The sequence below is a fragment of the Rhizobacter sp. P5_C2 genome (assembly GCF_054049715.1).
Genome location: NZ_JBFULV010000005.1, coordinates 102,217 through 119,976, shown reverse-complemented (window position 1 = coordinate 119,976; position 17,760 = coordinate 102,217). Strand labels below are relative to the sequence as shown.

16 protein-coding genes and 1 tRNA gene are annotated in these 17,760 nt (G+C 70.2%); 7 read left to right on the top strand and 10 right to left on the bottom strand.

What is annotated here, in order from left to right; all coding sequences use genetic code 11:
* From ACXJLU_RS03215 to ACXJLU_RS03200, 4 genes are all read right to left on the bottom strand, one after another.
* On the bottom strand, positions 1–497 hold a 497-nt coding region (locus tag ACXJLU_RS03215; RefSeq protein WP_457329030.1), incomplete at its 3' end, for a response regulator.
* Entirely contained in the window at positions 494–2,407 is a 1,914-nt protein-coding gene (locus tag ACXJLU_RS03210; protein ID WP_457329029.1) for a sensor histidine kinase, read from the bottom strand. The genes ACXJLU_RS03210 and ACXJLU_RS03215, both read right to left, overlap by 4 nt.
* Positions 2,404–2,682, bottom strand: coding sequence for a PP0621 family protein (locus ACXJLU_RS03205; RefSeq protein WP_457329028.1), 279 nt, complete (start codon positions 2,680–2,682; stop codon positions 2,404–2,406). The genes ACXJLU_RS03210 and ACXJLU_RS03205 overlap by 4 nt, the downstream gene beginning before the upstream one ends.
* Before the next feature lie 8 nt (positions 2,683–2,690).
* Entirely contained in the window at positions 2,691–3,500 is an 810-nt protein-coding gene (locus ACXJLU_RS03200; RefSeq protein WP_073462985.1) for a cytochrome C assembly family protein, read from the bottom strand.
* Between the two features lie 100 nt (positions 3,501–3,600).
* Here ACXJLU_RS03200 and ffh point away from each other — a divergent pair, with 100 nt between their 5' ends.
* Both ffh and ACXJLU_RS03190 read left to right on the top strand, forming a co-directional pair.
* Positions 3,601–4,980 carry a signal recognition particle protein gene (gene ffh / locus ACXJLU_RS03195; protein ID WP_457329027.1) on the top strand — a complete coding sequence of 460 codons (1,380 nt, stop codon included), beginning with the start codon at positions 3,601–3,603 and terminating at the stop codon, positions 4,978–4,980.
* 139 nt (positions 4,981–5,119) lie between these two features.
* Positions 5,120–5,851, top strand: a complete 732-nt coding sequence (locus ACXJLU_RS03190) for a DUF2726 domain-containing protein (protein WP_457329026.1) — start codon at positions 5,120–5,122, stop codon at positions 5,849–5,851.
* A 12-nt stretch (positions 5,852–5,863) separates the two neighbouring features.
* Here ACXJLU_RS03190 and ftsY read toward each other — a convergent pair whose 3' ends face one another.
* Entirely contained in the window at positions 5,864–6,919 is a 1,056-nt protein-coding gene (gene ftsY / locus ACXJLU_RS03185; RefSeq protein WP_457329025.1) for a signal recognition particle-docking protein FtsY, read from the bottom strand.
* A 106-nt stretch (positions 6,920–7,025) separates the two neighbouring features.
* Between ftsY and ACXJLU_RS03180 the strand changes: the two genes are divergently transcribed.
* Positions 7,026–7,102: transfer RNA gene (locus ACXJLU_RS03180), tRNA-Met, on the top strand.
* Between the two features lie 64 nt (positions 7,103–7,166).
* On the opposite strand, the gene ACXJLU_RS03175 is transcribed toward ACXJLU_RS03180, so the two are convergent.
* From ACXJLU_RS03175 to ACXJLU_RS03165, 3 genes are read right to left on the bottom strand one after another with little or no spacing between them, the layout of a single operon-like run.
* Entirely contained in the window at positions 7,167–7,892 is a 726-nt protein-coding gene (locus tag ACXJLU_RS03175; RefSeq protein WP_457329024.1) for a head GIN domain-containing protein, read from the bottom strand.
* Positions 7,889–8,665, bottom strand: a complete 777-nt coding sequence (locus ACXJLU_RS03170; protein WP_457329023.1) for a LytR/AlgR family response regulator transcription factor — start codon at positions 8,663–8,665, stop codon at positions 7,889–7,891. Before ACXJLU_RS03170 ends, ACXJLU_RS03175 begins: the two co-directional genes overlap by 4 nt.
* Positions 8,662–9,795, bottom strand: a complete 1,134-nt coding sequence (locus ACXJLU_RS03165) for a sensor histidine kinase (RefSeq protein ID WP_457329021.1) — start codon at positions 9,793–9,795, stop codon at positions 8,662–8,664. The genes ACXJLU_RS03170 and ACXJLU_RS03165 overlap by 4 nt, the downstream gene beginning before the upstream one ends.
* Before the next feature lie 203 nt (positions 9,796–9,998).
* Here ACXJLU_RS03165 and ACXJLU_RS03160 point away from each other — a divergent pair, with 203 nt between their 5' ends.
* From ACXJLU_RS03160 to ACXJLU_RS03150, 3 genes are all read left to right on the top strand, one after another.
* Positions 9,999–10,250 carry a hypothetical protein gene (locus ACXJLU_RS03160; RefSeq protein ID WP_457329020.1) on the top strand — a complete coding sequence of 84 codons (252 nt, stop codon included), beginning with the start codon at positions 9,999–10,001 and terminating at the stop codon, positions 10,248–10,250.
* A gap of 40 nt (positions 10,251–10,290) precedes the next feature.
* A complete protein-coding gene (locus ACXJLU_RS03155; RefSeq protein WP_457329019.1) occupies positions 10,291–11,313 on the top strand; it encodes a pirin family protein in 1,023 nt (340 codons plus the stop codon).
* 163 nt (positions 11,314–11,476) lie between these two features.
* Positions 11,477–13,600 (top strand): RICIN domain-containing protein, encoded by a 2,124-nt coding sequence (locus tag ACXJLU_RS03150; RefSeq protein WP_457329018.1) that lies wholly within the window; start codon positions 11,477–11,479, stop codon positions 13,598–13,600.
* 255 nt (positions 13,601–13,855) lie between these two features.
* On the opposite strand, the gene ACXJLU_RS03145 is transcribed toward ACXJLU_RS03150, so the two are convergent.
* Both ACXJLU_RS03145 and ACXJLU_RS03140 read right to left on the bottom strand, forming a co-directional pair.
* The gene (locus tag ACXJLU_RS03145; protein ID WP_457329017.1) at positions 13,856–15,019 is read right to left on the bottom strand and encodes a PepSY-associated TM helix domain-containing protein; all 1,164 of its coding nucleotides are present in this window, start codon (positions 15,017–15,019) and stop codon (positions 13,856–13,858) included.
* 2 nt (positions 15,020–15,021) lie between these two features.
* Entirely contained in the window at positions 15,022–17,235 is a 2,214-nt protein-coding gene (locus ACXJLU_RS03140; RefSeq protein WP_457329016.1) for a TonB-dependent receptor, read from the bottom strand.
* Between the two features lie 112 nt (positions 17,236–17,347).
* Here ACXJLU_RS03140 and ACXJLU_RS03135 point away from each other — a divergent pair, with 112 nt between their 5' ends.
* Positions 17,348–17,758, top strand: a complete 411-nt coding sequence (locus ACXJLU_RS03135) for a hypothetical protein (protein ID WP_457329015.1) — start codon at positions 17,348–17,350, stop codon at positions 17,756–17,758.
* Positions 17,759–17,760 lie beyond the last annotated feature (2 nt).

The following is a 17,760-nucleotide window of genomic DNA, read 5'->3' as shown; positions in this document are numbered from 1 at the left end:
GCCGGTGCCAGTGCGGCCGGCCGGGCCGCAGCGACGGACGCGCCGGGGGTGCCGGCAGAGGCCGCCGGCGCGCCGTTCTCGGACGGCAGGCTGGACGGCACCATCGTCGGCACCGTGGCCGCGCTGCGCCCGAGCGCCGACGCGACGACCGCGCGGAACTGCTTCAGGTCGACCGGCTTGGTCAGGTAGTCGTAGGCGCCGGCCTTCAGCGCCTCGACCGCGTTCTCGGCCGAGCCGTAGGCGGTGATGACGATCGCCTTCTCGCGCCGGTTGCCTTCTTCGAGCCGGCGCAGCAGGTCGAGGCCGGTGCCGTCGGGCAGCCGCATGTCGGTGATGACGGCACTGTACGTGCGGTCCTTCAGGTGCAGCAGGGCGTCGTCGACGGTGCCTGCCGTCTCGACGTCATAGCCCTCGCGCAACAGCGTCAGCTCGTACAACGTGCGCAGGTCCGGTTCGTCGTCGACGACCAGCAGGCTGAAGTGGGAAGGCGAACTCATGATGTGAGGTGCAGTCGGTTCTCGGGCGCTTCGATGCCCGCCAGCGGTTTGCGCCGCATCGCGACAAAGAATTCGTTGCGGTTCGGCTCGCTGGCGGCGCGCAGCCGGTAATCGATGCGCGCGCCGTAGCGCTCGCACAGTTCCCGGCAAATATACAAGCCCAGGCCGGTGCCGCGGCTGCGTGTGGAGAAGAAAGGCTCGAACAGGTAGCGTTCGACCTCCGGCGGGATCGGCTCGCCGTTGCTGGTGACGCTCAGCACCACGTGCACCTCGTCGCGCGCCGACAGCGTCAGCCGCACGCCGCCGGGCGTCTGCTGCGCGTGGCGCTTGGCGTTGTCGAGCAGGTTGACCATCACGCGGCGCAGGTGCTCCGGGTCGAAGACGACGCCGAGCGCTTCCTCGGGCAGCCGCACCCGCAGCAGGCTGTCGCCGCCGATCGGCATGCCCGCGGTGCGCGCCCATTCGCTGCAGACGGCGGCGACCAGCGCGGTCGCATCGATCGGGCCGCCGTCCTGCACCTCGCCCGGCGCGACCTCCATCACGTCGTCGACGATGCGCTTCAGGCGGCTGACGTTCTCGGTGACCATCTGCGTCAGCTGGCGCTGGCCCGGCGTGGTGACGTCTTCAGAAAGCAAGGCGTTGGCCTGCGAGATCGCGGCCAGCGGGTTGCGGATCTCGTGCGCGATGCCGGCCGACACGCGGCCCATCGCGGCGAGCTTCTCCTGGCGGGTGCGCGCCTGCATGCTGCGCACGTCCTCGATGAACAGCACGCACAGCTCCTCGCTCGGGTCGGGCGCCTGGCGCCGCGTGAAGCGCACCCGCACCCGCAGCGTGCGCGGCGGCGCGGATTCGAAATCGAGCAGCACGTCGCGCCCGCCCTCGGGCCAGGTCGATTCGGCGAACGCGCGCTCGACCGACTTGACGAGCGCGGTCCACGCCTCGACGCCCTGCAGCTGGAACGGCGCCTCGCGCGACACGCCGCTCGGCGCCAGCAGCGCGCGCGCTGCCGGGTTGGCGGTGCGCACGCGGCCGCGCCGGTCGACCACCAGCACGCCCTCCTGCATCTCCTCGATCACCAGCCGGTTCAGCTGCGCCTGCTGGCGGGCCAGCTCCAGGCTGCCGCGCGCGGTGAGTTCCTCGCGCGCCAGCCGCCCGGCCAGCTCGCCGGCCAGCAGCGTGATGACGAAGAAGCCGCTGCCGGCCAGCCCGGCCTGCGTCATCAGCGCGGTGACGTCGGTCCCACCGGCCAGCACCGACAGCCACGCGACCCCCAGCAGCGCCAGCGTGACCACCGACGCGGTCGCGAGCGCCATCAGGCGCGGCGTCAGCACGCCGGCCATCAGCACCGGCAGCACCAGCAGCGCGACGTAGTTCAGGCCGGAGGCCGGCGACATCCAGTGCAGCGCACCGAAGCAGACGATGTCGACGCCGATCGTCGAGACCCATTGCGGGCTGCGCAGCCGCGCGAGCTGGCGCGGCGCGGCCGTGCGGCGGTAGCGCGGCAGCACCCACATCGACAGCGCGAGCGCCGCATACGCGACGCTGACGGCGACCACCGGCCACGCCGGCTTCACGCCGAAGATCGCCGCGACCACCAGCGTCGCGACCAGCGCGACGCCGAGCGCGGCGCGCGCGCTGATGAAGGCGCCGTAGATGCGCTGGAAGGCCGTCTGGCCGGAGCCGATCAGGCGCCGCGCCTGGCGCGTGAGGAAGTTGCTGTCGGCCTGCGCCGCCTGCGCGGCCTGCCAGTTGCCGTCGTAGCGCGACTCCTCCTCGGCCCAGCCCTCGCGGGACTGGCTGTCTTCGCCGAGCGCACCGAACCAGGACTCCTGGCTGGGGCGGGTGGTCGCGCGCACGGTCGAGCGGCGGTCGTTGCGGCGGCGCTCGGGCTTGGGCGGCGCGCTGCTCATCGCGGCGCCTGCGCGCGTTCGAACTCGGCGCGGTGGGCCTCGCCGCAGAACACGCCGCCGCGGCCCGGCAACGCGTCGGCCTTCGGCAGGTGCAGCCCGCAGTGCGCGCAGGCCACGATGGTGTCGGGCGGGGCAGCGGGGCTATCAGAGTTCGCGGCGTTGGCAGGCGGCGTCGGTGGCGTCGTCGGGTCCGGCGCCGAGCGGCCGGGGCGCCCGCCGCGCACCAGCCAGACGATCAGGAACACCACCACCAGCAGAACGATGAACTTTCCCATGGCGGACCTCAGGTGGCCGTGCGGTGCAGCACGACCTCGAACACGAAGCGCGATCCGACGTAGGCCAGCAGCAGCAGCAGCGCGCCGGCATACAGCCAGCGGATCGCATGCCGGCCGCGCCAGCCGAGCACCTGGCGGCCGATCAGCAGCCCGGCGAACACGATCCAGCCGAGCACCGACAGCGTCGCCTTGTGGTCCCAGCGCCACGGATTGGTGAACCACCAGCCGAGCAGCAGCGTGGCCGACAACAGCGCGAAACCGGCGGTGACGAACTGGAAGGTCAGGCGCTCGAGCTGCAGCAGCGGCATGCCGCTGCGAGAGGCGGCGCGCAGGTTGGAGCGCATGCGGCGCTCGGCGGTGTCGAGCATCACCGCGTGCAGCACCGCGGCGCCGAACAGCCCGTACGACGCGATGCCCAGCGCCCAGTGCAGCGGCGCCCAGGCGGACACCGCCTGCGGGCGGAACTCGCCCGGGAAGATGGCTGCCAGCACCACCGCGGCCGCCCCCAGCAGGCCGAGCCAGCGGCGCACACCGGGCAGCGGCACCCAGCGGCTCTCGACCGCATAGACCGCGATCACCAGCCACAGCGTGGCGGAGAGCGCCGGCGCGAAGCCGAAGCGCGCGCCGGAGATCGGGCTGCCGATGCCGGCCATGTCGACCACGATGGCCAGTGCATGCGCGATCCAGCCGGCGATCAGCGCGCGGCGCGGCGCGGCGCTGTCCCGGGCGTCAGCGGCTGCGGGCTCGGTGCGGCGCTCGCCCAGCAGCACCGCCGCGGCGTAGGCCAGCAGGGCGGCGGCACTGGGCACCCACAGCATCCATGTCGACGGCGTGCTCAATGCGTTGCAACCCTGGGCGATAAACTCATGGTCCACAGTGTACTTTCGCGGGCCGCGTCCTTCGCGCCCGCTTCGCCCCATGGCCTCCACCCTCACCGATCGCCTGAGCCGGCTCGTCAAGACGATGCGCGGCCAGGCCCGCATCACCGACAGCAACGTGACGGACATGCTGCGCGAGGTGCGCATGGCGCTGCTCGAGGCCGACGTGGCGCTGCCGGTGGTGCGCGACTTCATCGCCCGCGTGAAGGAGAAGGCGCTCGGCGCCGAGGTGGTCGGCTCACTGTCGCCCGGGCAGGCGCTGGTCGGCATCGTCAATCGCGAGCTGGCGGCGACGATGGGCGACGGCGTCTCCGACATCAACCTCGCGGCCCAGCCGCCGGCGGTGATCCTGATGGCCGGCCTGCAGGGCGCCGGCAAGACCACCACCACCGCCAAGCTGGCCAAGCACCTGATCGAGAAGCGCAAGAAGAAGGTGCTGACCGTCTCGGCCGACGTCTACCGGCCGGCCGCGATCGAGCAGCTGAAGGTGGTGACGAAGCAGGCCGGCGCCGAATGGTTCCCGTCGAGCGCGAACGACAAGCCGCTGGACATCGCGCGCGCCGCGCTCGACCACGCGAAGCGCCACTACTTCGACGTGCTGCTGGTCGACACCGCCGGGCGCCTGGCGATCGACGAGCAGCTGATGAACGAGATACGCGAACTGCATGCCGAGCTGAAGCCGGTCGAGACGCTGTTCGTCGTCGACGCGATGCAGGGCCAGGACGCGGTCAACGTCGCGAAGGCCTTCAAGGACGCGCTGCCGCTGACCGGCATCGTGCTGACCAAGACCGACGGCGATTCGCGCGGCGGTGCGGCGCTGTCGGTGCGCCAGGTGACCGGCGCGCCGATCAAGTTCGCCGGCGTCAGCGAGAAGATCGACGGGCTGGAGGTGTTCGACGCGCAGCGCCATGCCGGCCGGGTGCTGGGCATGGGCGACATCGTCGCGCTGGTCGAGGAGGTGCAGAAGGGCGTCGACGTGGCGGCGGCGCAGAAGCTGGCCGAAAAGCTGAAGTCCGGCGACAACTTCGACCTGAACGACTTCCTGTCGCAGATCAGCCAGATGAAGAAGATGGGCGGGCTGTCGGGCCTGATGGACAAGCTGCCGACCCAGATGACCGCGAAGGCCGGCAACCTGGGCCAGGCCGACATGGACCGCGCCGAGCGCGACGTGCGTCGGATGGAGGGCATCATCAACTCGATGACGCCGCTGGAGCGCCGCAAGCCCGAGCTGCTGAAGGCCACCCGCAAGCGCCGCATCGCCGCCGGTGCCGGCGTGCAGGTGCAGGAGGTCAACCGGCTGCTGAACCAGTTCGAGCAGATGCAGGGAATGATGAAGAAGATGAAGGGCGGCGGCCTGATGAAGATGATGAAGCGCATGGGCGGCATGAAGGGCCTGGGCGGCCCGGGCGGCATGCGCTGAGAACGACTTGTCACATCCCACCCGGAACCGGTGGGCAGGTAACACGCTGCAACCGCCTCGCAGGCGGCACAATGATTGACCCCGCGCGCGCGGCCCGCTAAGGTCCGCGCTGCCCCCCAACAAGGACCTGGACCCCGAGATGGAATTGCTGATGATCGCCGCCCTGGTGCTGGTGGGCGGCCTGGTGATCTGGAAGATGAACAACCGCAGCGCCAAGCCGGCCGCCAAGCGCAACAAGCCGCGCTCGCTGGAGGCGCTGGACACGCTGCAGTCGTGGCAGCCGCAGGCCACGCGCATCCTGACCACCGCCGAACGCAAGGCCTACCTGGCGCTGCGTGGCGGGCTGCCGGAACACATCATCCTGGCCCAGGTGCCGCTGGCGCGCTTCGTCAAGGTGCCGACGCGGCATTCGTATTCGGAGTGGCTGCGCCGCGTCGGGCTGCTGTGCGCCGACCTGGTGGTCTGCGACAGCAGCTCGCAGGTGATTGCGGTGGTCGACATCCGCGCGCCCGAGGCGCAAGAGAAGGAGCGCACCTCGCAGCGCCACAACCGGATGGACCGCGTGCTCGAAGCCGCCGGCATCCCGCTGCACGTGTGGCGCGAGGATGCGCTGCCGAGCGCGACCGGCGCGCGCAACGCGATCATCGGCAACAAGGCGAGCGAGAGCACGCCGTCGACCCATGCACCGTCGACGACCGCCGGCTACCAGCCGGTCGGCCGCCATCAGGCCGACGAGGACGACGGGCTCGAGATGCGCGAACCGCCGCCGTCGACGTGGTTCGACGACATCGATTCGGCGCCCGCGCCGCTGGCCCCGGCCGCGCCCCCCGCGAACATCCCGCGCTCGGGCAACTCGCCCCGCATCCGCTGATTCAACGCCGAGTCAATCCAGCAGCGCCTGCGCAAACTCGCGCGCGCTGAAGGTCTGCAGGTCGTCGAGCTTCTCGCCGACACCGATGAAGTAGACCGGGATCGGCCGCTCGCGCGCGATCGCCGCCAGCATGCCGCCCTTCGCGGTACCGTCGAGCTTGGTGACGATCAGGCCGGTGAGGCCCAACGCGTCGTCGAACGATTTCACCTGGGCCAGCGCGTTCTGGCCGGTGTTGCCGTCGATCACCAGCAGCACCTCGTGCGGTGCGCCGCCTTGCGCCTTCGCGATCACGCGCTTGATCTTCTTCAGCTCCTCCATCAGGTGGAGCTGGGTCGGCAGCCGGCCGGCGGTGTCGGCGATGACGACGTCGCAGCCGCGCGCCTTGCCGGCGACGACCGCATCGAAGCTGACCGCGGCCGGATCGCCGTCGGCCTGCGAGACGATCTCGACCGAGCCGGCCTGCTGCGCCGGCACGTCGGCGCGTTCGGCCCACACCGCGAGCTGCTCGCGCGCCGCGGCGCGGAAGGTGTCGGCCGCGGCCAGCAGCACCTTGCGGCCGCTGTCGGCGAGGTGGCGCGTCAGCTTGCCGATGCTGGTGGTCTTGCCGGCGCCGTTGACGCCGACCACCATCATCACGGTGGGCGCGTGCTCGCCGACGCGCAGCGGCTTCTCGAGCGGACGCAGCAGGTCGGCCACCGCCGCGGCGAGCAGCACCTTGACCTGTGCGGGATCGCCGGCCTTGGCCTCCTTCACGCGGCGGCGCAGGTCGCCGAGCAGGAACTCGGTCGCCTTGACGCCGGCATCGGCCATCAGCAGCGCGGACTCGAGTTCTTCATACAGGGCCTCGTCGATCTGCGTGCCGGTGAACACCTGCGCGATGCTGGAGCCGGTCTTGCGCAGGCCGCCGCGCAGCTTGTCGACCCAGCTGCGGCGCTCGGGCTCGGGCGGAACGGTGACCGGCAGCCCGGCCACCGGCGAGGCCGCGATCGTCGGCGCGACGGCAGGCACCTCGACGGGCGGCGGCACGGCGTCGGCGGGCGCCGGCTTTTTCTTGAAGAAGCTGAACATTCGTGGAGGGTCGGTCGGGTGAGGGCGAGAGTGTGAAGGGTCCCACGACAAGCGGAGCCGGGGCCGACCGAAAGTGCCAAAAACCCTGGCTATAATCCGAGGCTCAGGCGCTTTAGCTCAGTCGGTTAGAGCGACGGAATCATAATCCGCAGGTCCGGGGTTCGAATCCCTGAAGCGCCACCAAACAGCAAGCCCGCACGAACATCAGGTCGTGCGGGCTTTGTCTTTTTGGCCGCAAGCCGAGTCGTCAAGGCTTGCCCCCCCGCGCCGTGATGTTCCCCATCCCCGACACCGAGCGCCGCACCACCGGGTGCCCCCAGAAATCGACCTTGCCCGCACCCGAGATCGCGAGCTGCAGGTCGTCGATCACCCACAGCTCGGCATTCGCGACGCCACTGATCGCCACCCTCGCCCGCGTGGCGCGCAGTTGATCGGCCACCAGCTTGCCGCGGCCCGAGACGTTGAGCCCGAGTTGCTCGACCCGGCCGGCCAGTTGCCCGTCGCCCGCGCCCGAGATGTCGAACTGCAGCTGACGCACCGCGAGATCGTCGAAGCGCACGCTGCCCGATCCGGAGATGCCGATCACCAGCTGGTCGCCGCGGATCCGCGCCGGCGCCTGCACCTCGCCCGCGCCGGACAGCATCACGTGGGTCAGCTGCCGCAGTTGCACCTCGATCGCCGGCCGGTCCTCGCGCCAGAACTTCCAGCCGCCGGCCGTGCGGATGCGCAGGTGCCCGTTGACCACGTCCACCTCGACGCCCTGCTGCGCCAGGTCGTCGCCGGCGATGAACACCTGGTCGCGCTCACCTTGCGTGATCCGGATGCGTGCCGTGCCGTCGATCTCGATCTGGTCGAAGGGCCCGGGCGCGTACATGCGGCCGACCGGTGCCGGCTGCGCCTGCGCACACACGCCGATCAAGCCCATGGCCAGTGAAGAAACCAGCGCGCCGAACGCGATCCGCAGCGCCCTCACAGCGATTGCTCCCGCAGCCGGCGCGACACGTCGCGGTTGGCCGTGATGCGGCTGCCGTCGCGCATCTGCACCACCAGCTGCGAGTTCTCGTCGGGCGTCATCGCATCGACGAAATCGAGGTTGACGATGCAGCCGCGGTGCAGCCGGATGAAGCGCGCCGCATCGAGCCGCGGCTCGAAGCTGGCGATCGGCAGGCGCACCAGGAAGCTGCGGCCGCGGCTGACCAGCGCGGTGTACTTGGTGTCGGACTTCAGGTACTCGATCTGGTCGACGTGCAGCGGAAAGATCTTGCCCTGGTCGCGCACCAGCACGCGCGTCAGCGGCTCGGCCGGCGCCTGCTCCAGCGCGTGCACCGCCTGCGCCGTCGCCTCTTGCGCCTGCGCCGCGCCCGAGGCCAGCGCATGCTCGACCGCCTCGACCAGCCGCTCGCGTGCGAACGGCTTCAGCAGGTAATCGACCGCATGCAGCTCGAAGGCCGCCAGCGCATGCTCGTCGTACGCGGTCGTGAAGATCACCGCCGGCCGATGACCGTCGTCGGCCAGCGCCTTCATGACCTGCAAGCCGCTGAGGCCCGGCATGTGGATGTCCATCAGCACCAGCTGCGGCTGCAGCGCACGGATCTGCGCGAGCGCCGCCACGCCGTCGGCGCAGGTGGCCACCAGCGTCAGCTGCGGCATCTGCGCGACCCAGTCGGCCAGCGCCTCGGCGGCCAGCGGTTCGTCTTCGGCGATCAGCACGCGCGTTTTCGTCATGTCGTTCGTCATGTCCTTCATTGCGGTATCCACAAGTCCACCCGGAAGCCGGCACCGGGCGCGGTGTGCACGCGCAGGCGGGCGCGTCCGTCGTAGTCGAGCGCGAAGCGGCGCTTCAGCGCGTTCAGGCCGATGCCGGTGCGCGGCGCCTGGCCATCGGCGGGAGTGCCGGGGTCGGCCAGCCGCGCCGGGTCGCAGCCCGGGCCGTCGTCGGCGACCGTCAGGTCCAGCCCGCGGTTCATTCCGTTGCGCTCGCTGACGATGCGGATGCAGCCACCCTGCAGCCGCGGCGCCACGCCGTGCAGCACGCTGTTCTCGACCAGCGGCTGCAGGCTCAGCGGCGGGATCTCGTCCTGCAGTGTCGCCGGGTCGAGCTGCCAGTCGATCCGCAGGCGCCCGCCAAGGCGCAGGCTTTCCAGCGCCAGGTAGTCGCGCACGAAGGCCACCTCGTCGGCCAGCGCGACGCGGTCGGCCGCGCTGCGCTTGGTGTCGAGCACGTAGCGCAGCATGCCGGCAAAGCGCATCAGCGCCGCTTCGGCGGCCTGCGGGTCCTTGCGAGTCAGCGCGATCAGCGTGTTCAAGGTGTTGAACAAAAAATGCGGGTTCAGCTTGCCGGTGATCGCCGCCAGCTCGGCCTGCGCCAGCGCCGATTCGGCCTGCGCGGCGGCCAGCGCGGCGCGGCGCGCGCGGCGGGCTTCGAGCAGCGCGGTGAAGCCGGTCGCGATCGCGGCGTACACGACGGCGCCCCAGATCGCGCGCCACAGCAGCGTCTGCGCGAACACCGCGAACGCATGGTCGGCGCCGAACAGCAGCAGCGAGGTCGTGAAGTCCAGCGCCTGCCACAGCGCACCGAACAGCAGCGCGCATGCGGTGTGCAAGGCCACCGTGGCGAAGGGGGGCAGCGTGCGCGGCTGCAGCCAGCGCACCCACGGCAGCACGAGCGCGCCCAGCAGCATCGCCGGCCACAGCTGCAGCGTGGCCTGGTAGACCGCCTCCCACAGCTGCCAGATGCCGCGCTGGAATTCGGTGCCGGCCAGCACGTACAGCAGCCATGACAGCAGGCAGCCGGCCGCGTAGACGAGCCAGGGCTTCCAGTCGGTACGGCGTCGAGGGCCGCCCGCGGTCGGGGAAGGGTCGCTGTGGTCGGGCATGGGTGGATCTTAGGGAGTCGCGGCCAACGCCGCGGCCCGCTGCGACCGATTGCCGGATGGCGGGCTCGAAGTGCGGCTGCGAGTGAAGCACCCCAACGCGCATCCCGAAACCCTTCCCGCCCCGCGGCCTTGCGCGCCGAGGTGGCCTGCGCGACCAGCTTGCAGTTCAATCGACCGACCGATCCCTGCTGAAGGAGACCTCGATGGAAAAGCGTCTGCATCAACTGGAAACCCTGCGCCTGCATGGCGACGACGGACGCGACTACGTCGTGCACGGCTTCGAGCACCTGGCCCGGCTCGACGCCGCGCCCGGCCTCGGCGGCGAGTGGGAGCCGACCGGCGAGTCGGAATACCGGCTGGCCGACGGGCGGCCGGTCACGGTCGACGCCGACGGCGTGATGTCGATCGCGCAGAACGGCGTGCGGCTCACGCAGCCGGTGTCGAGCACCGCCTGAGCGCCAGCGACCGGTCGCGGTTTGAGGGACACTGCCGCGCATGCCCGGTGAATCCATCCTCCATGTCGGTGCCCTCGGTTTTCCGTGGGAGACCCTCGACCCGTTCCTGTTCTGCGTCCACCACGATGACGCCTACCCGCGCGGCAATGCGCAGTTCGGCCCCGATGCGCTGCTGACCGGCCGCGACATGGGCCAGGACTTCGCCGGCCTCGACGGCTGGCGCATGTACCACGGCATGACGGTGCCGGGCTTCCCGTCGCACCCGCACCGCGGCTTCGAGACGGTGACCATCGTGCGCCACGGGTTGGTCGACCATTCCGATTCGCTCGGCGCGATGGCCCGCTTCGGCGGTGGCGACGTGCAATGGCTGACCGCCGGCCAGGGCATCGTGCATGCCGAGATGTTCCCGCTGCTGAAGCGCGACGCGCCGAACCGGCTTGAGCTGTTCCAGATCTGGCTGAACCTGCCGGCGCGCAGCAAGATGGTGCCGCCGCATTTCACGATGTTCTGGTCGGAGCAGATCCCGCACCGCACGCACGCTGACGACGGCGGACGAGAGACCGAGGTCGTCTGCATCGCCGGCCGGCTGGACGGCGTGGCCGACCCGCTCGCGCCGCCGCCCGATTCATGGGCCTCGCAGGCCGAGGCCGACCTCGCGATCTGGACCCTTCGCATGGCGCCGCATGCGCGCTGGACGCTGCCGGCCGCGCAGGGCGACGGCACGCGGCGCAAGCTGTACTTCTTCGTCGGCAGCGCGGTGACGGTCGATGGCGTCGCGGTCGACCGCCATGCGGCGATCGAGCTGCGCGCAAGCGAACCGGTCGAGATCGTCAACGGCGCCGAGACGGCCGAGTTCCTGGTGCTGCAAGGCCGGCCGATCGGCGAGCCGGTCGCGCAATACGGCCCGTTCGTGATGAACACGCAGCAAGAGTTGCAACAAGCCTTCACCGATTACCGCCAGACCGGCTTCGGCGGCTGGCCGTGGAAGGACAACGCACCGGTGCACGGCGCCGAGCCGAAGCGCTTCGCGCGCCGCCCGGACGGCAGCGACGAGCAGCCCTGAGCCGGCCCATCCGACATCGTGTGACGAATCCATCGGTGATGCCGATGGGTTCCTGTCGCCGTGCAAATGCCCTGCGGTCAGCTCTTGTATCGAGTCGTGGCTTGCGTTAAATGGAAACGCTTCCATAGTGCGGCCCTCACACACGACATGAGGGGACACGCCGATGAACACGCTGAACCGGGCAGCACTCGCCTGCCTGCCATTGCTGTTGGCCGCTTGCGGCGGCGGCGATGCCCCCTCTTCCTCCGCGAGCGCCGAGTCCGCCGCCCATGAGCGGGCGGCCGCGCTCGCGGTGCCCGCCGTCGCGGCCGGCCGCTACGTGCTGAAGAACGTGCAGAGCTCGAAGTGCGTCGACGCGGTGCCGCCTGCCAGCGACGGCGGCGCCTTCGTGCAGAACACCTGCAGCAGTGCCGTCACGCAGACCTTCGACCTGACGGTGCAGGCCGGCGGCAGCTACAAGCTGGTCGCGGTCGGCACCGGCCGCGTGGTGGACCTCGCCGCGAGCTCGACCGCCGACGGTGCGGTGATCCACCAGTGGACCAACAACGACACCAACGCGCAGCGCTTCGTGCCGCAGCGCAGCCAGGGCAACCGCTTCGCGCTGAAGAACGCCGGCAGCGGCAAGTGCATCGCGATCGACGGCGGTTCGCTGAACGACGGTGCCGGATTGCGACAGGCCACTTGCAGCGCCAGCGGCGCGCAGCAGTTCCTGCTGTACCCGATGTCGACCACCGGCCAGGGCGCGCTGGCGATCGGCCGCTATGCGCTGAAGGCGGTGCATTCCGGCCTGTGCATCGACGTCGAGAACGGCTCGCTCGACAACGGCGCGAAGACGGCCCAGGCCGCGTGCAGCCAGGCCGACCGGCAACTGTTCGAGGCCCAGCCCGCCGCCGAAGGCACCTACAGCTTCGTCAACGTCAACAGCGGCAAGGGCCTGGACGTGAGCGACATCTCGCTCGACAACGGCGCGCTGATCCAGCAATGGGCCTATGGCGGCGGCGCGAACCAGCGCTTCGTCGTCTCGGATGACGCCGGCGCACTGCGCATCGCGGCCCGCCACAGCGGCCGCTGCGTCGACGTGAGCGGCGTCAGCACCCTGCCCGGCGCGCGCATCCACCAATGGGATTGCCTCGGTGCCGCGAACCAGCGCTGGACGCCGGTGCCCGCCGGCGACACCCCGCCGCCGACCGGCACCTGGGTCGGCACCTGGGGCGCCTCGCCGCAGGGCGGCAACACCAGCTTCAACCAGCAGACGCTGCGGCAGATCGTGCACACCAGCGTCGGCGGCGCGGCCGCGCGCGTGCACCTGTCCAACGTGTTCGGCAACCAGCCGATCACGATCGCCAACGTGCACATCGCGCAGCGGGCCGGTGGGTCGGCCATCGTCGCGGCCAGCGACCGCACGCTGAGCTTCGGCGGGCAGGCCACGGTGGTGATCCCGGCCGGTGGCGAGGCGGTCAGCGATTCGGTCGACTTCAATGTCGCCGCACTGTCCGACGTGGCGATCAGCTTCTACATGCCGAACGCGACGACAGTGAGCACCGAGCACCAGACCGGGCTGCAGACCAACTACGTGGCGGCCGGCAACGTCAGCGGCAACGCGACGATCAACCCCAGTGCGACCAGCGGCAGCTACCGGGTGCTGACCAACCTGGACGTGTCGAACAGCAGCCTGCGCGGCAGCGTCGCGACGCTGGGCGCGTCGATCACCGACGGCGTCGGCACGAACTTCGACGCCAACCAGCGCTGGCCGAACGTGCTGGCGAACCGGCTGAACGCCGCCGGCATCGGCGTCGGCGTGCTGAACCAGGGCATCAGCGGCAACAGCAGCCTGCGCGACGGCGCCGGCCCGAGCGCCGAGAACCGCTTCGACCGCGACGTGCTGGGCCAGGCCGGCGTGAAGTGGGTGATCTACTCGGACGACCCGATCAACGACCTGCGCGGCAACCCGCAACCCACGCTTGAGCAGCTGCTCGGCCCGCTGCAGCGGATGATCGCGAAGGCCCATGCGCGCCAGGTGAAGTTCCTGTGCTCGACGCTGACGCCGTACAGCGACAACGTCTCGACGCCGTCGCAGGAGACGACGCGGCAGGCCTACAACAACTTCGTGAAGAGCAGCGCGAGCGGCTGCGACGGTGTGATCGACCAGGACCTCGCCACGCGGGACCCGTCGAATCCGGCGCGCATGCTGCCGGCGAACGACACCGGGGACCACCTGCACCCGAACACCGCGGGCAATGCGGCGATCGCGAACTCGGTGAACCTGAACCTGTTCACGGTGAACTGAATGGTGTGAGCGAATCGGCGGAGGGAACGCCGATTGCCGGGGGACTGTGTCGCCAACGCACACAGGCTCCGCCATGACATCGATTCGGCCGCTTCTGCTGCACACCGTGCCGGAACCGCCGGCCGCGCCACCCGTGCCGCCGGGCGCTCCGCCGTCCTTGCCCGAGATCGACGACCCGCCGTCACCGCACCCGGCGGATCCGGTGACCGAGCCGGGCGCACCGCCACCGCCGGTCGCGAACCGGGCGCCCTGCGGTCAGGTTTGCGGCAAGTCCTGCGACGCCCCGGCCAGCCGCACGCCGGCCTCGTCGAGCAGCGACCTCGGTTGCCTGCGCTTGAGCCACAAGTACAACCCGCTGCCCAGCACGACGATCGTGATGAGGTCGAGCAGCGCCCAGACGATCTTCAACGGCAAGCCGCCGTAATCGCCGAAGTGCAACGGCTGCGACAGCAGCAGCGTCGCGATGTACCACGGCACCTCGGGCGACGCGGTGACCTGCGCCGTCTGCGCGTCGACCATCACCGGCTGCAGCAGGCGCGCGGTCAGCGGCTCGGTGCCGCGCATGAAGAAGGTGTGGTGGTGCGGGCTCGAGAAGCTCGTGCCGGGGAACGCGATGAAGCCGACGCGCATGTGCGGCGCCTGCGCCTTGGCGGCCACCAGCATGCGCTGCGTCGGTGCGCGCGCGCCCTCGTCGACCAGCGGCTGGCCCTGGTAGGGCGCGAGCAGCGTGGTCAGCGCGTCGTACTGCCACAGCTTGATCAGCAGGTCGGCCCAGGTGTTGATCATGCCGGTGGCGCCGACGACCAACGCCCACACCAGCGTCACGACACCCAGCAGGTTGTGCAGGTCCAGCCACTTGACGCGCGCCGAGCGCTCGCGGCGCACCTCGCCGAAGCGCAGCTTGCGCATGAAGGGCGCGTACAGCACCAGGCCCGAGACGATCGCCACCAGCAGCAGCAGGCCCATCGCGCCGAGGAACAGCTTGCCCGGCAGGCCGGCGAACAGGTCGACGTGCAGGCGCAGCATGATGCTCATGAAGCCGGTGTTGACCGGCACCTCGCCGAGCACGCCGCCGGTGCGCGCATCGACCGCGATCGACTTGAAGTCCTGCGTCGGCGCGGGCGTCGGGGTCAGCGTGATGTGCCAGAGGCGGTCGTCGTCCTCGGGCTGCGACGCGAACTGCACGATGCGCTCCGGGTAGAGCGCACGTGCCGAGGCCAGCACCTGGTCGAGGCTGGCGCGCGGCGCGTCGGCCGGCATCTCCGGCGCCTCGATCTCGCCGCCGGTCAGGTGATCGATCTCATGGTGAAAGATCAACGGCAGCCCGGTCAGGCACAGCAGCAGCATGAACGCGGTGCAGATGAGGCTGCTCCACTTGTGCCACCACGACCAGGTCTTCAGGGCGCTGGCGCTCAGCATGGTCAGAAGTCGATGCTGGCGCTGAGCGACACGGTGCGCGGCGCACCGACGACCAGGTAGCCGCTGTTCGGGTAGCCGCCGGCCGAGGCCCAGTAGTCCTTGCCGGTCACGTTGTCGACGCGCAGCCGCAGCGTGACGAGCCTCTCCTGCACGTCGACCAACCAGCGCGCGCCGAGGTCGAGGCGCGTCCACGACGGCAGCTGCAGCGTGTTGGCCGAATCGGCGTAGCTCGAGCCGGTGTAGACCACGCGGCCGTCGATCGCCAGGCCGTCGACGCCGGGCACGCTGAACTCGCTGCCGACGTTGGCCTGCACGCGCGGCACGCCCAGCGTGCGCTTGCCATCGGTGGCGGCGTTGCCGGTGGACTGCTGCTTCGCATCGAGCCAGGTCACGCCACCCAGCAGCTTGACGCCGGGCGCAGCCTCACCGAACACGTTCAGCTCGGCGCCGCGGTGGCGGTCTTCACCTTCGGACGTGAAAATCTGCGCGGCGTTCGTCAACGCGCGCGGCTTGGTGGTCGAGAACAGCGCCAGGCTGCCGCCGAGGCGGCCGCCGTCGTACTTGACGCCGATCTCCTTCTGCTTGGACACGTACGGGTCCAGCGACTGGCCGGCGTTGAGCGGCACCGGCGAGCCGTCGAAGGTGATGGTCGGCGCGGTGTCGCCCTTCGACAGCCCTTCGACGTAGTTGCCGTAGAACGACAGCTGCGGTCCGGCCTTGGCGACGACGCCGAGCATCGGGCTGAGGCGCGAGCGCACGTACGACGAGTTCTCGACGCCGGTGGTGTAGTCGTAGCTGTTGGTGTCGATGGTCTGGTGGCGCGCGCCGATCGTGACCAGCAACTGGTCGTTCAACAATGACAGCGTGTCGCCGAGCGCGAAGCTCTTCAGGTTGGTCAGGCTGGTGGTCTGCGGCGACTCGAGCTTCCCGCCGAACACCGCATCGGCGCTGAAGGCTGGCTCGGCGTAGCTCACCGGCGCGTAGAGGTTGGTCGTCAGCGGGTGCAGGTAGTCGTACCCGTAGGCGTTCTTGCTGTCGAGGCGGAATGCCGAGTAGGCGGCCACCCACTCATGGCCGACCGGCCCGGTGCGGAACTTGCCGCGCAGGCCCAGCTCGCCGGTGTCGACTTTGTCTTCACGGGCGTTGTCGAAGCGGTAGAAGCTGGCGCTGCCGTCGAGCGACGTGACGGTCGGGCCGGCCAGCGAGTTCGATTCGTCGCTGCGGCGCAGGCCGTAGGCCAGCCACGCGGTCACGCTGTCGCTCAGGTCCCATTCGGCGCGCAGCGTGCCGAACAGGTCGCGCTCGTTCGAGTACGACCAGGGCTGCGCGAAGTTGCCCGTGCTGTCGGGCTCCGACGGCACCGAAGTGACGCCGGACAGCGACACGTTCGGGCGCGGCGCCTTCAGCCGGTTGTCCTGGTAGCCGATGTCGCCCGACACGCGCACGTCGCGGCTGTGCCAGTCGACCCCGACCGACAGCACGCTCAGCTTCGACTTCTCGTCGTCGACGGGGGTGTTGCCATCGCGGTAGATCGCGTTGACGCGCACGCCGGTGGCGTTGTCCGGGCCGAAGCGGCGCGAGATGTCGGCCGAGGCCGATCCCTGCTCGCCGATGACGCCGGCCGTCACGCGGGTCAGCGGCTGGTTGGAGGCGCGCTTGGGCAGCAGGTTGATCGAGCCGCCGACGCCGTCGCCGCCCGGGTTCGCGCCGCTCAGGAAGGCCGAGGCCCCGCGCAGCACCTCGACGCGTTCGAACAGTTCGGTGGCGATGTACTGGCGCGGCAGCAGGCTGTAGAGGCCGTTGTAGGCGACGTTGTCCGAGCTCAGCAGGAAGCCGCGCAGGAAATACGCCTCCTGGAAGTTGCCGAAGCCGCGCGCCATGCGCACGCCGCTGTCGTTCTGCAGCACCTCGCCGACGCTGCGCGCCTGGCGATCCTGGATCAGCTCGTTGGTGTAGCTGGTGATGCTGACCGGGGTCTCCATGTTGTCGCGCGTGCCGAGGATCCCGGCACGGCCGCCGCGGGCCACCTGGCCGCCTGCATACGGCTTGCTCAGGCCGGTCGCCGAGGCGTCGGCGCTCGCGCTGATGTTGACCGTGGGCAGCGTCGTCACCGGCGCACTGGCAGCGGCCTCGGGCACGGCGGCGGTCTGGGCCTGCACGGCGGGCATCAGGCAGGCCAGCGCGGCGGCGCAGGCGATCGGCGTACAACGGTTCATGGGGATCTCACGATTGACAAATAGGAATCGTTCGCATTCTAGTGGAACGCGAAACCGCCCCTGACAGCGCTACCATCGCCGCGCAATCCTTGCGAACAGGGAGTTCCCACCGATGAAGCCGATTTCTTCGCGCACCGTGGCCGTGGCCTTGGCATTGCAACTCGCGGCCGGCGCCGCGATGGCGATGACCGAGAAGGACGCCGCCAGCAACCTGATGCACTTCGCGTTCGCGATGAAAGGCGCGGAGCAGTGCGACAAGCTCGGCTACCCGTCGATGGCAGCGCAGAAGCGCTGGGAAAAATCGCATGCCGCGCTGCTGGTGAGCTCGATGGACCGCATCGAGAAGCACGCGATGGCCTCCGGCAGCGTGACGCCGGCGCAGGCCAGGGACGTCGCGCTCGGCCTGTTCGTGCGCTTCAAGGACCGCTACGACCAGGAGATGGCGCCGACGGTCACCGCCAAGTCGTGCATGCGCTTCAACGAGACGCTGTCGTTCTACGACAGCAAGCTGATCAGCGACTGATC

Bases quoted from the DNA above. Each gene is read 5' to 3' on its own strand.
- ACXJLU_RS03140 (WP_457329016.1), bottom strand. From the start codon at position 17,235: ATGAACCGTTGTACGCCGATCGCCTGCGCCGCCGCGCTGGCCTGCCTG.
- ACXJLU_RS03155 (WP_457329019.1), top strand. From the start codon at position 10,291: ATGCCCGGTGAATCCATCCTCCATGTCGGTGCCCTCGGTTTTCCGTGG.
- ACXJLU_RS03150 (WP_457329018.1), top strand. From the start codon at position 11,477: ATGAACACGCTGAACCGGGCAGCACTCGCCTGCCTGCCATTGCTGTTG.
- ACXJLU_RS03190 (WP_457329026.1), top strand. From the start codon at position 5,120: ATGGAATTGCTGATGATCGCCGCCCTGGTGCTGGTGGGCGGCCTGGTG.
- ffh (WP_457329027.1), top strand. From the start codon at position 3,601: ATGGCCTCCACCCTCACCGATCGCCTGAGCCGGCTCGTCAAGACGATG.
- ACXJLU_RS03205 (WP_457329028.1), bottom strand. From the start codon at position 2,682: ATGGGAAAGTTCATCGTTCTGCTGGTGGTGGTGTTCCTGATCGTCTGG.
- ACXJLU_RS03210 (WP_457329029.1), bottom strand. From the start codon at position 2,407: ATGAGCAGCGCGCCGCCCAAGCCCGAGCGCCGCCGCAACGACCGCCGC.
- ACXJLU_RS03160 (WP_457329020.1), top strand. From the start codon at position 9,999: ATGGAAAAGCGTCTGCATCAACTGGAAACCCTGCGCCTGCATGGCGAC.
- ACXJLU_RS03170 (WP_457329023.1), bottom strand. From the start codon at position 8,665: ATGAAGGACATGACGAACGACATGACGAAAACGCGCGTGCTGATCGCC.
- ACXJLU_RS03135 (WP_457329015.1), top strand. From the start codon at position 17,348: ATGAAGCCGATTTCTTCGCGCACCGTGGCCGTGGCCTTGGCATTGCAA.
- ACXJLU_RS03165 (WP_457329021.1), bottom strand. From the start codon at position 9,795: ATGCCCGACCACAGCGACCCTTCCCCGACCGCGGGCGGCCCTCGACGC.
- ACXJLU_RS03145 (WP_457329017.1), bottom strand. From the start codon at position 15,019: ATGCTGAGCGCCAGCGCCCTGAAGACCTGGTCGTGGTGGCACAAGTGG.
- ftsY (WP_457329025.1), bottom strand. From the start codon at position 6,919: ATGTTCAGCTTCTTCAAGAAAAAGCCGGCGCCCGCCGACGCCGTGCCG.
- ACXJLU_RS03200 (WP_073462985.1), bottom strand. From the start codon at position 3,500: ATGCTGTGGGTGCCCAGTGCCGCCGCCCTGCTGGCCTACGCCGCGGCG.